Origin of the sequence: Winogradskyella marina (genome assembly GCF_015645385.1) — a bacterium.
Lineage (GTDB): Bacteria > Bacteroidota > Bacteroidia > Flavobacteriales > Flavobacteriaceae > Winogradskyella > Winogradskyella marina.
In genome coordinates this window covers 24,820-39,753 of record NZ_JADOET010000002.1, presented here as the reverse complement: position 1 = coordinate 39,753, position 14,934 = coordinate 24,820, and the positions used below count along the sequence as shown (strand labels likewise).

General features: G+C 34.8%; 16 protein-coding genes. 2 read left to right on the top strand and 14 right to left on the bottom strand.

From position 1 onward, the window contains the following. From ITJ86_RS03360 to ITJ86_RS03350, 3 genes are all read right to left on the bottom strand, one after another. Entirely contained in the window at positions 1-738 is a 738-nt protein-coding gene (locus ITJ86_RS03360; RefSeq protein ID WP_195870204.1) for a lysophospholipid acyltransferase family protein, read from the bottom strand. Between the two features lie 123 nt (positions 739-861). Continuing rightward, positions 862-1,272, bottom strand: coding sequence for a BrxA/BrxB family bacilliredoxin (locus tag ITJ86_RS03355; protein ID WP_195870203.1), 411 nt, complete (start codon positions 1,270-1,272; stop codon positions 862-864). A gap of 142 nt (positions 1,273-1,414) precedes the next feature. Further along, positions 1,415-1,819 (bottom strand): hypothetical protein, encoded by a 405-nt coding sequence (locus tag ITJ86_RS03350; RefSeq protein ID WP_195870202.1) that lies wholly within the window; start codon positions 1,817-1,819, stop codon positions 1,415-1,417. 130 nt (positions 1,820-1,949) lie between these two features. Between ITJ86_RS03350 and ITJ86_RS03345 the strand changes: the two genes are divergently transcribed. After that, entirely contained in the window at positions 1,950-2,717 is a 768-nt protein-coding gene (locus ITJ86_RS03345; RefSeq protein WP_195870201.1) for a TerB family tellurite resistance protein, read from the top strand. 372 nt (positions 2,718-3,089) lie between these two features. On the opposite strand, the gene ITJ86_RS03340 is transcribed toward ITJ86_RS03345, so the two are convergent. The 7 genes from ITJ86_RS03340 to ITJ86_RS03310 form a co-directional block, all read right to left on the bottom strand. Then, on the bottom strand, positions 3,090-4,250 hold the full coding sequence (locus ITJ86_RS03340) for a metal ABC transporter permease (protein WP_195870200.1): 1,161 nt from the start codon (positions 4,248-4,250) through the stop codon (positions 3,090-3,092). Continuing rightward, on the bottom strand, positions 4,243-5,370 hold the full coding sequence (locus ITJ86_RS03335; protein ID WP_195870199.1) for a metal ABC transporter permease: 1,128 nt from the start codon (positions 5,368-5,370) through the stop codon (positions 4,243-4,245). The genes ITJ86_RS03340 and ITJ86_RS03335 overlap by 8 nt, the downstream gene beginning before the upstream one ends. 129 nt (positions 5,371-5,499) lie before the next feature. After that, positions 5,500-6,297, bottom strand: coding sequence for a metal ABC transporter ATP-binding protein (locus tag ITJ86_RS03330; RefSeq protein ID WP_230080208.1), 798 nt, complete (start codon positions 6,295-6,297; stop codon positions 5,500-5,502). Between the two features lie 47 nt (positions 6,298-6,344). Further along, on the bottom strand, positions 6,345-7,256 hold the full coding sequence (locus ITJ86_RS03325) for a metal ABC transporter solute-binding protein, Zn/Mn family (RefSeq protein ID WP_195870198.1): 912 nt from the start codon (positions 7,254-7,256) through the stop codon (positions 6,345-6,347). A gap of 141 nt (positions 7,257-7,397) precedes the next feature. Further along, positions 7,398-7,841, bottom strand: coding sequence for a tetratricopeptide repeat protein (locus tag ITJ86_RS03320; RefSeq protein WP_195870197.1), 444 nt, complete (start codon positions 7,839-7,841; stop codon positions 7,398-7,400). A gap of 149 nt (positions 7,842-7,990) precedes the next feature. Further along, a complete protein-coding gene (locus ITJ86_RS03315; protein WP_195870196.1) occupies positions 7,991-8,461 on the bottom strand; it encodes a thioredoxin family protein in 471 nt (156 codons plus the stop codon). 11 nt (positions 8,462-8,472) lie between these two features. Continuing rightward, positions 8,473-10,827: a TonB-dependent receptor gene (locus ITJ86_RS03310; RefSeq protein WP_195870195.1), complete on the bottom strand. Its 2,355-nt coding sequence runs from the start codon at positions 10,825-10,827 to the stop codon at positions 8,473-8,475. A 103-nt stretch (positions 10,828-10,930) separates the two neighbouring features. Between ITJ86_RS03310 and ITJ86_RS03305 the strand changes: the two genes are divergently transcribed. After that, positions 10,931-11,584 carry a metal-dependent transcriptional regulator gene (locus tag ITJ86_RS03305; RefSeq protein WP_195870194.1) on the top strand — a complete coding sequence of 218 codons (654 nt, stop codon included), beginning with the start codon at positions 10,931-10,933 and terminating at the stop codon, positions 11,582-11,584. Positions 11,585-11,625: 41 nt separating this feature from the next. Here ITJ86_RS03305 and ITJ86_RS03300 read toward each other — a convergent pair whose 3' ends face one another. The 4 genes from ITJ86_RS03300 to ITJ86_RS03285 form a co-directional block, all read right to left on the bottom strand. Then, entirely contained in the window at positions 11,626-11,766 is a 141-nt protein-coding gene (locus ITJ86_RS03300) for a FeoB-associated Cys-rich membrane protein (protein WP_195870193.1), read from the bottom strand. Positions 11,767-11,793: 27 nt separating this feature from the next. Further along, on the bottom strand, positions 11,794-13,896 hold the full coding sequence (feoB, locus tag ITJ86_RS03295) for a ferrous iron transport protein B (RefSeq protein ID WP_195870192.1): 2,103 nt from the start codon (positions 13,894-13,896) through the stop codon (positions 11,794-11,796). Then, positions 13,889-14,122: a FeoA family protein gene (locus ITJ86_RS03290; RefSeq protein WP_195870515.1), complete on the bottom strand. Its 234-nt coding sequence runs from the start codon at positions 14,120-14,122 to the stop codon at positions 13,889-13,891. Before ITJ86_RS03290 ends, feoB begins: the two co-directional genes overlap by 8 nt. A gap of 92 nt (positions 14,123-14,214) precedes the next feature. Then, the gene (locus tag ITJ86_RS03285) at positions 14,215-14,895 is read right to left on the bottom strand and encodes an SCO family protein (protein WP_195870191.1); all 681 of its coding nucleotides are present in this window, start codon (positions 14,893-14,895) and stop codon (positions 14,215-14,217) included. Positions 14,896-14,934: the final 39 nt, after the last annotated feature.

Here is a 14,934-nt window from a genome sequence, read left to right as displayed (position 1 = left end):
TTATTTTTCGATAGCTTCAACAATGGTTTGTTCAACTTGCTGAATTAATTCGACCTTATTTGTAAAGTTAATAATTTCTAAGGGCTTATGCACAGTAAATGTCATATGATTTCCTATTCCCATTGGGAAATTTCCATAGCGTAACATCTTCCATGAGTTGTTTACGGTTACAGGAACAATGAGGGCAGAAGGTACTTTTTTAATAAGCATTTCTAAGCCTTTGGTTTTAAATGGTTTTGGAACTCCTGTTTTGCTTCGTGTGCCTTCAGGAAAAATAACAGCTGCTCTTTTGGTTTGTTCAATATAGTCACCAAAAGTCATCATTGCTGCTAAGGATTGCCTCGGATTTTTGCGATCTATTAAAACCGATCCGCCATGACGCAAATTATAGGATACACTTGGTATGCCTTTTCCTAATTCTTTTTTAGAGACAAACTTTACATGGTGCTTACGCATATACCACATGATAGGTGATATATCAAACATGCTTTGATGATTAGAAACAATTATTAAAGGGCGATCTGTACTAATTTTATAAGGATTGTAAAATGATATTCTAGTGCCTAAAAGGTTGAGACAGCGCATTATAAAAAATTGAAGCCAATCTACACTAATTTTAAGTGCTTTATAACCAAATACATTAAAGCTAATCCATTGGATGACATGAAATATAACCAAGGTTAATCCAAAGCATAAATAAAATACCACAGAAAGCGGATAGGCTAGTAGTTTTCTCATGATACAAAAATATAAAATGTATAGAATAAAAAAACTGTCATTTTAAGTGAATTTGAAACAAAATGTTTCTAAACCAACTAAAAATGACAGCTTCGGTAAAGCCTGATATTCCAAGCTTTTATTTTAACAATGATCGTTATAAGCGTCTTTAAGATTCTCTGCAATTAATTCTGCAGGACGTCCTTCAATATGGTGACGCTCTAACATGTGAACTAATTCTCCATCTTTAAATAATGCCATAGAAGGTGAACTTGGAGGAAATGGTACCATGTGTGCTCTGGCAGCATCAACCGCGTCTTTATCTACACCTGCAAAAACAGTTACGATATGATCTGGTTTTTTTGCGTTTTGTAAACTCATACTAGCACCTGGTCTTGCATTTGCTGCTGCACAACCACAAACAGAGTTTACAACCACTAAAGTTGTGCCTGCTTTTGCAATGGCATTATCTACAGCTTCTGAGGTGTGTAATTCTTCAAAACCAACCTTGGTTAAATCCTCACGCATTGGTTTTACTAATTCTGCTGGATACATATTTTTTATTTTTAATTAATTCTTATGTTTGTTCCGATAGTTATCGGACTACAAAGATAATGAAAAATAGTGCGCAGGCTTAACGAAATGGTTGGCAGTTTTAATGGCGCTATTGTCCTTTTCAATGGGATGTAAAATAAAACTATCTATTAAAGGTATATTGAAAACCGTCGGAGGCCAAGCCTTCGTCTAAAATGAGTTGAAAATTGGTTAAGATTTCAAGTTTTAAAGAGGTATTTTCAATAGCTATTGTGATATCGTTCTCTGTAGATATCACTTCGTAACTGTAAGTTCCTGATGGGTAGCCACTATGTATGACTTCGGAAGTGTTAGAATTGGTAACTATAATTTCAGAGGTTTCAGTTTTAAAATCCCAAGTTATTATTCCAGATTCAAAATCATCGTCAACACCTGCTAAACCACCAGAAACATTTACTAAAGACCAAGTACCATGAAGTGTCGGATTTGTATTTTGCTGCGAATCGTCACTAAGATCACAATTGTATGTGATTAGTAATAAGAATAAAATAGACATATAAGATTTCATAGACATACTGTATTGGTTCTGCTTGTAAGATGTCTCTTTATAGAAAAGGTTGCGTACAAAACGTAACAATTTACATTTTCATCCCACTTACATATAGTATATTTACAGCTTTATAAAATTAAAATATAATATGAGTTTTGCAAAATGGGTTGGTGGTGCTTTAGGTTGGTCGTTTGGTGGTCCAATTGGTGCTATTATAGGATTGGCTTTAGGTAGTTTTGTTGATAATTTAACGGATAGTGGAACACCTTTACTAGGTGATCGCCAAGCAGGAAAGCAACGAGACTACGGTCAACGCACATCTAGACCAAGAACACAGTCTGGTGATTTTGAAGTAAGCCTATTAATTTTAGCCTCTATAGTTATAAAAGCGGATGGTAAGCAAGACCAACGCGAACTCGATTTTGTGCGTCAGCAGTTTTCTAATATGTATGGGAAAGAGCGCGCGAATAAGGCCTTTGAATTGTTTAAGCGTATTAATAAACAAAATATATCTACGCGTCAAGTATGTTTGCAGATTAAGCAAATGATGGATCATGCATCGCGTTTACAATTGCTTCATTTTTTATTCGGAATAGCCAAAGCTGATGGGATTGTTACAGAAGACGAATTACGTCAGATTTACACCATAACGGGATATTTAGGAATCAGTAATAGGGACTTTGAAAGTATTAAAGCTATGTTTTATAACAGTAGCGATAATGCGTACAAAATCCTTGAGATTGATAAATCTGTATCGGATGCTGAGGTTAAAAAAGCATACCGTTCAATGGCGAAAAAATACCATCCAGATCGTGTTGGTCATTTAGGTGAAGAACATCGCGAAGGTGCCGAAGCTAAGTTTAGACAGGTGCAAGAATCTTATGAGCATATACAGAAGGAGCGTGGGTTTAAGTAAGGGAGTTGTAAATCGAAATCGAACTTGAATTTGAAATCGAATGTTAAATTACCCTATAAACACTAAGAAATTAACCTTTATAGCTTCAATCTACCTGTTGTCAGTGGTTGTTGGGATTTAGTTAAAAGGTAAAACAGCAGTTATTCTTTACTCTTTTTTTCTTTCTCTCGTTTTTCAATGTATTTAAAGTAGCGCTGTGTTTTATACTTGTTGTAGATGAAAATACACAGGACAATAAATCCTAAGATAATTAATCCATTTTTACCGGTAAAATAATTTAAAAGTTTCATGATGATTTGAAATATTGAGCTAAGTCGGTATTAAGCGTTGAATCTTTCAATATTATGCTAATTAGATTTAGATACATAAAATTTACCCTCTAAACAAAAAGAAATCATCTTTCATATCTTCAATCTGTGCATCTTCATTTGTAATAATATAATCAATTGCTTTTGAGGTAAATTCATCACCTTTTTCGGTTAATGAAACCACTTGATTATCAATATGAATCATATTATTTTTTTGGGCTAAATCGAGCACGGTTTTAGCACGTACTTTTTGCCAATTTATATGTTCATAAAGGTGATTGACGTGGCGTTCTTCAACTTCATCATGGTTTTTTAAGTGTAATAAAAACGTGAGTAAAGAGACTTCGGTACGTTGCTGTTTTTCTCTGTACATCACTGCTATAATACCTTTAGAAGGCGCAAACAGATACACCAATAAAAATACCAATCCAAGAACCGTTGTTATGGATCCTGCAATAGAAGCATCTAACCAATGGGCTACCCAATACCCAAAAATGGCACTAAATATTCCAAAACTTATAGCTAAAGCGAGCATTTTCTTTAAATTGGTAGTGAGTAAATAAGCCGCAGCAGCGGGAGCAATCATTAAGGCTACGACTAAAATGGCACCAACGGCATCAAAAGCTCCAACAGTTGTTACAGAAGACACCGACATTAATCCGTAATGAATAACGGCTGGTGAAAAGCCAAGAGAAGCCGCCAAGCCTTTATCAAACGTGCTCACTTTTAACTCTTTAAAAAACAGGAATAAGAGTGTAATTGTAATTAATAAAATAGTACCGACCACCCAAAGCGATTTCGGTCCAACGTCAGTGCCACCAATTATTAAGCGATCAAAAGGAGCAAAAGCCAATTCACCTAATAAAACGGCATCAATATCTAAGTGCACATCATTGGCGTTTTTAGCAATAAGAATCACACCAATACTAAACAGAGCAGGAAATACCAATCCAATGGCAGTGTCTTCTTTAACCAAGCCTGTTTTTTGAATGTACTCGACTAAAACCACGGTTATAATTCCGGTTAATGCTGCTAAAAGAATTAATAGTGGGCTATTTAAATCTTGTGTAATAAAAAACCCGACCACGATTCCTGGTAGAATAGAATGACTAATCGCATCGCTAATCATGGCCATTTTTCGCAGCACTAAAAATGTTCCTGGAATGGCACAAGCCACAGCAACTAAACCAGCAATCAATTGTATTTCGAGTTGTGCATTACTCATCTTCGGTGGATTGTTTAGTGTATAAATTGGAGGCAGCCTCAAAGCCAGTTTTGGTTAAACTCCACATATTTCCATTGAGATGTACATAATCTTTATCTACCAATTTTTGAAGTGTACCTTTAGTATAGCCTTGAAAATTATTTAATAGTTTTATGGTATGCGGATGCGAAATATCGTCGTGTGTTGCCGCAATATGATGCATAAACGCAAGCGTTTTGTGCAGCTGTAAATCGCGACGATTTTTAATAAAACGAATTTGTTTAAATAATAAGCCACGACTAGGAGAAAATATAAATGAAAACACTACAAAAACACCAGCCACTAAAACAATTACAGGCCCTGTAGATAAATTATCTTGACTCGCACTAATGGCAGTACCAAAGACTCCCGAAAAGGCTCCAAAAATAGCCGCTAAAAACACCATCATTGATAAGCTGTTTGTCCATTGCCTAGCAGCAGCAGCAGGGGCTAAAAGCATAGCGCTCATTAAAACCACTCCAACAGTTTGTAAGCCTAAAACAATGGCTAAAACAATAAAGCTCGTAATAAGAATATCTATGAATTTAGTATTGAAACCGAGTGTTTTGGTATAATCGGCATCAAACAATAGAATTTTAAACTCTTTCCAGAAGGTGAGCATTACAGCTAAACAAAGTCCTGTTACAATGGCCATCGTCCAAACGTCACTTTCTACTAAGGTTGCGGCTTGCCCAAAAAGATACTTGTCTAAACCGGCTTGATTGGCATTGGGTTGTTTTTGTATAAAGGTTAATAACAACATCCCAAATCCAAAAAACAAGGATAAAATTAAACCCAAAGCGGTATCTGATTTTAAATGGGTTTTGGTGACGATACCTCTAATCCAAAACGTCCCGATTAAGCCACTAATTAAGGCTCCAATAAGTAAAGTGTTACTGTCTTTTGCACCAGTAATTAAAAACGCAATAGCAATGCCTGGTAAAGCCGCATGCGAAATAGCATCGCCTAATAAACTTTGTTTTCTGAGTACAGCAAAACTTCCTAACATTCCTGTAACCGCACCGAGGATGGTGGTTCCAAGTGTAATGGTTCTAAGGGTGTAGTCTGTGAAGACGAGTTTTATGTATTCTGTGATGTCCATAATTCCTGCGAACGCAGGAATCTCCCGTTTCGCATTAGTTTATTTTGTTTTGTCATTCCTGCGAAGGCAGGAATCCACTTTTATACTTTTGTTTTCTTGTTTAGATTCCTGCCTTCTCAGGAATGACAGTTACTCCTGAATACTCACTTGGTAATTAATCCCATAAGTCTTCGTTAAATTATCATCATTAAAGATGTCTTTTACAGGTCCTGTGGCAATTTTCTTCACGTTTAAAAAGGTCACCCAATCAAAATATTCGGGTACGGTTTGTAAATCGTGATGCACAACAATCACGGTTTTTCCTGCTTTTCGTAATTCCTTTAATATGTTTATAATCGCTATTTCTGTGGTCGCATCTACACCTTGAAACGGTTCGTCCATAAAATAGATAGCTGCATTCTGTACTAAAGCTCTTGCTAAAAATATACGTTGTTGTTGGCCTCCAGATAGCTGACTTATTTGTCTATTTTTAAAAGCTAACATGCCTACTTTTTCTAAGGCTTCTAGTGCTGCTTTCTTCTCTTTTTGACCAGGACGTTTTATCCAACCTAAACTGCCATAGGTTCCCATCATCACCACATCTAATGCAATGGTTGGAAAATCCCAATCCACACTGCCTTTTTGTGGTACATAAGCAACGAGTTGCCGTTGTTTGTCGTAAGGTTTATCGTAAATAGTTACGCTTCCTGCAATAGGTTTTAAGATGCCAAGAATGGCTTTTATGAGTGTCGATTTACCAGCTCCATTGGGACCAACGATGGCCATTAAAACACCTTCTGGAATTTCTAAATCAATATCCCAAAGTACAGGTTTGTAGTTGTAGGCAACGGTAAGGTCATCTACTTTTACGGCAATAACTCCTGCGGAAGTAGGTGTCTTATCATTAGGGCTACTATGTTTTATATTTTCCTTTGACTTGTTTCCCATTTTAAAATCGAACTAAATTTCTTGAGATTCCTGCGTTCGCAGGAATTTTATTTCAAGGCATTCACTATAGTATTCACATTATATTCAAACATTCCAATATAGGTACCTTCTACTGTGCCAGCGTTTCCAAGTGCATCGGAGTATAAGGTACCACCAATTTTTACATCGTGACCTTTCGAATTTACCGCAGCTTGTAACGCTTCGATGGTTCGTTTGGGTACTGAGCTTTCTATAAATATCGCTTTGATATTTTTCTCAATAATAAATGCGGCTAATTTTTGAACGTCTTGCACTCCTGCTTCAGTAGCTGTAGATAACCCTTGTAAACCGACCACTTCGAATCCATAAGATTTTCCGAAATAATTAAACGCATCATGTGCGGTAACTAGAACTCTTTTTTCCTTAGGAAGTGATTCAATTATCCGTATTATCCTATTTTGAAGTTCTTCAAGTTTAACAATGTAAGCTTTTTTGTTGTCTTCAAAAGTTGTCGCATAATCGGGTTCTTTTTGAGTTAAAATAGAACTGACCTTTTCTGCAAATTGTTTGTAGTATTCAATATTAAACCAGACATGTGGATCGTAATTTGAAGCAAAATAATCTGAACCTATAAGTGTGCTTTTATCGAGCTCGTCTGCTAATGCAATAGGTGTTTTAGCCTGATCTCCCATTTTTTCAAAAACCTCAACTAATTTACCTTCTAAGTGTAAACCATTGTAAAAAATAACATCTGCATCCACCAATTTAGTAACATCGCCAGCACTTGCTTTATATAAGTGTGGATCTACACCACTTCCCATTAAGCCTTGAATATTAACTACATCTCCTCCAATATTCTGTACCAAATCTGTAATCATGGTTGTTGTAGTTACTATATTTAGTTTTCCATTTGCTTTAGGTGTGTCTTTACAAGCTGTGAAAGTGAATGTGATAGCTAATAGGAAAATTATTTTTTTCATACATCTAAATATTTATTGCGAAAGTACTAAAAATAGAAATACTTGAGATTAACTTTAGAAGCAATTTCAAAAAATTAAAATGCAGATAAATCGGAATTAATAGCGTTTGGATATTTATGGCCTTATACTCTCATATTATTTTTAGGGCATAATTTTAGAGCGTAGTGTTTTATAGAATTGCGTTTGCTTATTTTTAGATGGGTCTAGTTGTTCTACAAAATTAAAGTAGGCTATAGAAGCTCGTCTCAACTCTGATTCTAGTATGTCATTATCTGTATATTTTGAGTTTTTAAAATGTAATAGAAAAATGACTTTTCGTTTTAAGATGTTTTCGGCTTCTAATAGATTCCCTAATGCTTTGTAAGTGTTTACAAGGTTATTACAGGATATGAGATATATTTGAGTAAAGGGAATTTTTAGTTTTTTACAGTTTGATGGGTGGTTATTTAAAATTTCAGACCTGTATAGCGCATTTTTATAGCCTATTAATGCTTTTTTGAATTGTTTTTCTTCAAAGAGTTTATTAGAAGTTTTTGTTTTAGTCTTCCAGTAATTTTCAATATCGTTGAGGGAAATGTCGCTCATGAGTAATATGTTTTAATTGATAGACAGCTAAACCGCTTTTTGATTAAAAAAAGCGGTACTGTCTAACTCTTAGAATATGAAAAAAAAATAGTAACAGTTACTTGGTTACTATGCTGTTAATGCCACTGTTTAACGTAACATTGATAGGTTTAATTAAGCATATTTAATAATTGCTTAGAGGTATAATAATTGTAAACCTGTTGTTCTATACCGAAATCTTTATTATAGATTAAAGTTGCAGGCAGTGTTACTTGTTCACCATCTTGAGATGCTAAAAGCAATGGCAACTCGTGTATGCCATTGCGTTTTGTTTTCGCTTGTTTGTTGGTGAAGGTGACGCCATCAAAAACAATAGTTTCTAAGGATTCAACATCCATTTTTAAGGCGTAGTAATCACGGTTTATCTGTTTTATAACCGCGGTCTTTGTAAAGACTTCGCGATCTAATTTTTTACAATAGACACACCATTCAGCATTAAAATAAATGAATACTGGTTTTGGTTCTTGCTCAATTGCTTTTTCTAGTTCTGTCCATGTTTTCCACTGAATTTCTGTTTTATCCTGAGATAATACCATCTGAGAAATAAGGAAGAATACTAATGTTAAAAACGCATGTTTCATACTCACGGGTTTTAAAAGTCGCCAAATCTAAGTCCGATAAAAAATGTTCTTGGTCGGTTAGGTCCGTAGATATAAGTTGAATCTCTTCCTGCACCACTATCAAAATCACTTTGGTAGCTGTCAAACATATTTTGAACACCTCCACTTAATTCTACATGAAAATTATCGATGGGATCAAAATGATAGGTTAGTTTCGTGGTCATATCAAAAAACGATTCGGTATCATTTAAGGTTACAAATCCAGAATCACTTACTACAAGCGGTACAATCATTGACCCTGTATAATTTCCTGTGACATCTAATTTAAGCGATTCGCTCATTTGCCAATTAGTAGTTAGAAATCCATAGGTATTAGGTGATCTTACAAATTCATCAAGAATCACATCTTGTTCTCCAGGAATGCTGCCATCGGCTTCAAACAGTACTTGATCTTCTTTATAAATTGATTTTTGTAATGTAACACCTGCTTGGAAAAACAATTCTGAACTTGGTGACACACTCAATTCAATATTAGCTCCTGCAACATAAGCTCCAGCTCCATTTCTAGTTTCTTCTAAAATAGAACCGTTAGATAAAGAAGCACCTGTACTTACAATAGTAAATGGGTTTTCTAATGTGGTATAGAAGCCTTCAACTAATACGTTGGTTTGTGTTTTATTGAAATCTTTTGAATAATCAAATGAAGCTGTATAGGCATTTGAATACTCACTTTCTAGTTCGTTTGATAATATGACGAAACGTTGTTCACCACCAACTGAAGAAATATGAAGATCTTCATTAAATGCTTGAGGTGCTCTAAATCCACGAGCGTAACCACCTCTAAATTGAAGCGCATCTGTAAAGTTGTAAAGGATAGTAAGTCTTGGACTGATAACCGTTTCTGAAACATCTGAAGTACTTTCAATAGCTTCAATGGTGTAATACCCATCTACGTTGACATGGTCTAAACGTGCTCCAAGAAGTGCAGAAAATTTATCTGTAGGTTTCCATTCGTATTGGCCGTAAACTCCAAGGCTATTTACTTTTTGGTCCACAAGACGATTATAGCCAATAATAGCATCATCAGTGTCGTTTAATTGATATTCTACTCCAGTGGTGATCACATCATTGTTACCAAACGTATGGTTGTATTTAGCGCCAGCAACAAAGGCTATATCTTTAGTGTTTCCAAAGGCGTTATTTGCTGCGATAGAATCTTCTGCGGTTCTTCCGCCACCAAGTCCGCCGTAATAACTACCTCTATCCGTATATTGTATAGATGAGTAAACGCTTAAATTTTGTGTACGCTCATCATTAAAAAGTTCGTAATCTATACCCGAAAAAACAGTGTTGTGCTCAAGCTCCTCTGTAACATCTGTAAATTGCGGTGATAATTCTAATTTGTCGCCACCACGTCTATATTCGTGTATAGCCGAAAAATCTAAACCAATTTTACTGTTGTCATTAGGTTTTAAAAAGGTTTTCATTCCTAACGAGTTGTTGGTTAATTCGGTGATTTCACTAAAACCATCTCCGTTGGCATCATAAGCATCACGACTACGTAAAATACCATATACAGTTACACCACTCGTTAAATCTTCACTCACCACAGAACCGTTGATATTAACGCTTCTGTCTGCAGTTTCGCCATCTATTAATGCTAAAGAAGAGTTGATTTCCCAGCTGTCATTTACAGGTTCTTTCGTAATAACATTAACCGTACCTGCAATAGCATTTGAGCCAAATAATGCTGAGCCACCACTACGGACAACCTCTACGCGATCTATCATACTAACAGGAATTTGCTCTAAACCATACACGCCATTGAGGGCGCTAAATACAGGGCGACTGTTCACTAGGATTTGTGTGTACTGTCCTTCTAGACCGTTCATACGCACTTGTGTAAAACCACAGTTTTGGCAATTGGTTTCTAAACGCACACCAGGTTGGTAACCTAAACCGTCTGCTAAATTTGCTGATTGTGTGGCATTAAAAAGTTTAGGACCTAACACCTTAACTATCACAGGAGCTTCTTTCTTACTGATGCGATTTCTTGTGGCACTAACGACAACTTGGTCTAAACCGAGAACATCTTCAGTTAATTCAAAATTGATGTTTTGGTCAGTACCTGCAACTAAGGTAATTTGTTTTTCTTGTGTACGGTAACCTTGAGATTTAACTACTAATGTTAAGTCTCCAGACTTAATGGTCATTTTGTAGTTACCGTTTTCGTCGGCATCGGTTCCTTGAGTGCCATTTTTAACATAAATACTAGCGTAGGGAACTGGTACTCCTTCAGTTGTTATCTGACCAGAAATTGTTGTTTTATCATCTTGTGCAGAAACTAAAGTGACCATAAATAAGCTTATGAGGGTAAAGTATTTCATGTAGTTGTAATTTTTTATTTAGCGTTATATAATTAAAATTTTAGGCAAAGCTAAAAATATGTTTTTAATAAAAAAAATATATCTTTGTGTAAATTAAAAACTTGTGACTTTAGCAGAAGAAAATTACCTAAAAGCGATTTATCATTTAGAACAGCAATTTAAAAATGGTGTATCTACAAATGCCTTAGCTGAGGAAATGAATACCAAGGCATCGTCGGCTACTGACATGGTAAAGAAATTAGCTGATAAAAACATGTTAACACATATTCCTTATCAGGGAGCTACCCTTTCTGAAGCTGGTCGAATTTGTGCGGTAAAAGTGATTAGACGTCATCGATTATGGGAGGTGTTTTTAGTTGAAAAATTAAATTTTTCTTGGGATGAGGTTCATGAAGTTGCTGAGCATTTAGAGCACATTAATTCCGATAAGTTGGTTGACGAATTAGATGCGTTTTTAGGGTATCCTACTTACGATCCTCATGGTGATCCTATACCAGATAAGGAAGGTAAATTTACCTATATTGAAAAAATTGTTTTAGCTAAAAGTGAAGTTGGTGCGACCTATAAATGTATTGGAGTGGATGATACATCTTCAAAATTTTTAAAATATTTAGATAGTAATAATATTGGGCTTGGTACTATAATTAAAGTGATACACAAAGAGCCATTTGATAATTCTCTAAAGTTAGCTTTAGGCGATTCTGAAATTGTAGTGTCTCAAAGTGTCGCTAAAAATCTGTATTTGAAGAAGATCTAGATAATACAGTCGCTTAAATAGAGTATAGCACTGCGTCCTTTTTAGTGACACCCACAGCCATCATCTCCACCACAAGCTTTTGACGACTTTTTCTTAGGCGACCAAAAAAACTTTCGAATTAAGAATAGTACGGCCAATGCCAATGCTGTAAAGACTAATATGTTTTGAATAATGGTATTCATATATACATAATTTAAAACCTGCTAGGTCTATATCAAAATTTGATAAGCCACCAATGCTACAATATAAGCAAAAGCACTCATAATTACTAATTGATACATTGGCCATTTCCATGAGTTAGTTTCTTTTTTTACAATCGCAAGTGTACTCATACATTGCATCGCAAAGGCATAAAATAACAGCAACGAAATACCAGAAGCAAAGTTAAACAAAGGACCACCAAGAATTGGGTTGACTTCGCCAGCCATTCTATTTTTAATGGTTTCTTCTTCGTCACTACCCACACTGTAAATGGTGGCTAGTGTACCAACAAACACTTCACGTGCAGCAAAAGAACTCACTATGGCTATACCAATTTTCCAATCGTAACCTAAAGGTCTAATGGCTGGTTCAATCGCATGACCTGCGATACCAATAAAGGAATGTTCTAGTTTGTGAGATTCTATTTTTTGATGTAATTCGTCTTCAGATAAGTTTTCGGAAGCAAATTTTTCAGTGACAATGCTTTCGGCTTTATTGAAGTTGTCACCTGGGCCATAAGATGCTAAAAACCAAAGTATAATTGAAATTGCTAATATAATTTTACCAGCACCAAAGACAAATGCTTTTGTTTTTTCTATAACCGTTAATGCTACGTTTTTAAATAAAGGCAATTTATAGTTCGGCATTTCTACAACGAAGAAACTCTTACTTTTAAAATTCATGATCTTGTTTAAGATCCACGCAGAGCCAACGGCAGCACCAAAACCAATAAGATATAACAACATTAAAGTTAGTGCTTGGTAGCTTATAAACCCTAAAAAACGACCCTCAGGAATAACCAACGCAATGATGATAAGGTAAACAGGTAATCTAGCCGAACACGTAGTGAATGGAGTAACTAGAATGGTGATTAAGCGTTCTTTCCAACTTTCAATATTACGTGTTGCCATAATCGCAGGAATGGCACAAGCAGTACCCGAAATTAAAGGCACTACACTTTTTCCACTCAAACCAAACCGTCGCATAATGCGGTCCATTAAAAATACCACACGACTCATATAGCCGCTTTCTTCTAGAATAGAAATAAACAGAAATAAAAACGCAATCTGTGGAATAAAAATAACGATACCACCAAGCCCAGAAATTATACCTTCTGCTAATAGGTTGGTAAAAGCACCTTCTGGCAAAGTGTTTTTAGTCCACTCGCTTAAGGAAGCAAAAGAACTATCAATAAAATCCATGGGTACGCTAGACCAATCGTAAATGGCTTGAAAAATTAATAATAAAATGACTCCAAAAATTAAATAACCCCAAACTTTATGCGTTAAAATACGGTCTAGTTTTATTCGTAAATCTTTAGCCGAATTTAGGTCAATAGTTTGCCCTTTTTTTAAGGTTTCATTTATAAATTGATACCGTTTTATGGTTTCTTTTTGTTGCAGTCGTTTTAAGTCTGCATTAGATTTGGTTTTAAAGTCTTCAACAGCTTCAATGGTTTTTCGGTCTGTTTTTCCGAAGTTGACATCTTGGGTAATCACTAACCAAAGCTTGTACAACAATTGATTAGGAAATGCTTTACGTAAGTTGTCAAAATACGATTTATCAATAGTAGACGCGTTTAAACAAGGTTCTGAAGAAAGCTCTTTATAGTGTGTAATTAACTCTTTAAGCTCTTGAATACCTTTGTTTTTCCGAGTACTTATTAAGGCAATTTTAGTGTTTAATTCTTTTTCTAAATATTCGATATCTAACGAAATGCCCTTGTATGCCATTCTATCAGACATATTAATAACTAAAATTGTAGGAATTTGTAAGTCTTTAATCTGAGTGAATAGTAACAGATTTCGCTTTAAGTTTTCAACATCACTTACAACAACAGCAACATCAGGATAATCTTTATCATTTTTATTGAGAAGCAATTCTATAACTACATTTTCATCTAAAGAAGAGGCGTTTAAGCTATACGTTCCTGGTAAATCTATGATATGTGCTTTAACACCTCGTGGCAATTTGCAAATGCCTTCTTTCTTTTCGACTGTAATTCCAGGATAGTTTCCAACTTTTTGGTTTAATCCAGTAAGCGCATTAAAAACAGATGTTTTTCCAGTGTTTGGATTCCCAATTAAGGCTACATTGATTTGCTTACTCATTTGTAGTTTCAATTAAAATATGAATAGCGGTTTCTTTTCTAATAGCTAAATGACTACCATTAATATTAAGATACATGGGGTCTGCAAAAGGTGCAACCTGAACAAGTTCTACCAAATTACCAGGTAAACAACCCATTTCGAGAAGCTTTAATGGAATGTGTATAGATGATACATCTGTAATTATACCTTGTTGTCCGCGTTTTAAATCAGCTAAAGTCAACCTTATTCTTATTTAGATTAATTTTAAAGAAGCAAAAGTAAGTGATTTTTTTTAGTGTATAAAGCTAGTCGATGAATATTTGAAAGTAGGATGATTTTCTAAGAACCGCCAAAATATTTTAGGGTTTCAATATCCTCTAATAATTGGTCAATATCTTCTGGATTTGTACCATCGTAAAAGCCTCTAATTTGACGTTTTTTATCAATTAACATAAAGTTTTCTGTATGAATCATATCATAGGCATCGCCATTACCATCGGTCTTAACTGCTAAATAACTTTTCCTAGCGAGTTCATAAATTTGCTTTTTATCGCCTGTTACTAAATTCCATTTTCTATCAATAACACCTTTTTCTTTAGCGTATTTTTTTAATTGAGCAACACTATCGATTTTTGGGGTTACAGAATGTGATAATAGCATTACCTCGTCATCATTAATAATTTCATTTTGTATTTTCACCATGTGATCTGTCATTATTGGACAAATAGTTTGGCACGTAGTGAAAAAGAAATCTGCAACATAAATTTTATCCTTATAATTATTTTGCGTTACTATTTCACCGTTTTGATTGGTTAAACTGAAATCAGCTATTTTATGGTATTTTAATTGATATTGAATAGCGCTATCTACTAATTCTTCACTTACCATTCCAGGTTGATACACTGCTAATGGTTGCTTAACGTTTAAAACATTATAAATTATAGTCAGGATGACTACACAAAGAATAGCGAAGAATATTCCGAATTTTTTATACCCTTTAAAAAAAGAAAGAAATGACATTATAAATATTTATAATTAAGTTGAAATACAAAAATACGA

Excerpts from the sequence above, each read along its gene's own strand:
- ITJ86_RS03320 (WP_195870197.1), bottom strand. The coding sequence starts at position 7,841 with ATGAGCGACATTTCCCTCAACGATATTGAAAATTACTGGAAGACTAAA.
- ITJ86_RS03335 (WP_195870199.1), bottom strand. The coding sequence starts at position 5,370 with ATGGACATCACAGAATACATAAAACTCGTCTTCACAGACTACACCCTT.
- ITJ86_RS03340 (WP_195870200.1), bottom strand. The coding sequence starts at position 4,250 with ATGAGTAATGCACAACTCGAAATACAATTGATTGCTGGTTTAGTTGCT.
- ITJ86_RS03285 (WP_195870191.1), bottom strand. The coding sequence starts at position 14,895 with ATGTCATTTCTTTCTTTTTTTAAAGGGTATAAAAAATTCGGAATATTC.
- ITJ86_RS03360 (WP_195870204.1), bottom strand. The coding sequence starts at position 738 with ATGAGAAAACTACTAGCCTATCCGCTTTCTGTGGTATTTTATTTATGC.
- ITJ86_RS03300 (WP_195870193.1), bottom strand. The coding sequence starts at position 11,766 with ATGAATACCATTATTCAAAACATATTAGTCTTTACAGCATTGGCATTG.
- ITJ86_RS03325 (WP_195870198.1), bottom strand. The coding sequence starts at position 7,256 with ATGAAAAAAATAATTTTCCTATTAGCTATCACATTCACTTTCACAGCT.
- ITJ86_RS03355 (WP_195870203.1), bottom strand. The coding sequence starts at position 1,272 with ATGTATCCAGCAGAATTAGTAAAACCAATGCGTGAGGATTTAACCAAG.
- ITJ86_RS03350 (WP_195870202.1), bottom strand. The coding sequence starts at position 1,819 with ATGAAATCTTATATGTCTATTTTATTCTTATTACTAATCACATACAAT.
- ITJ86_RS03310 (WP_195870195.1), bottom strand. The coding sequence starts at position 10,827 with ATGAAATACTTTACCCTCATAAGCTTATTTATGGTCACTTTAGTTTCT.
- ITJ86_RS03315 (WP_195870196.1), bottom strand. The coding sequence starts at position 8,461 with ATGAAACATGCGTTTTTAACATTAGTATTCTTCCTTATTTCTCAGATG.
- ITJ86_RS03330 (WP_230080208.1), bottom strand. The coding sequence starts at position 6,297 with ATGGGAAACAAGTCAAAGGAAAATATAAAACATAGTAGCCCTAATGAT.
- feoB (WP_195870192.1), bottom strand. The coding sequence starts at position 13,896 with ATGAGTAAGCAAATCAATGTAGCCTTAATTGGGAATCCAAACACTGGA.
- ITJ86_RS03345 (WP_195870201.1), top strand. The coding sequence starts at position 1,950 with ATGAGTTTTGCAAAATGGGTTGGTGGTGCTTTAGGTTGGTCGTTTGGT.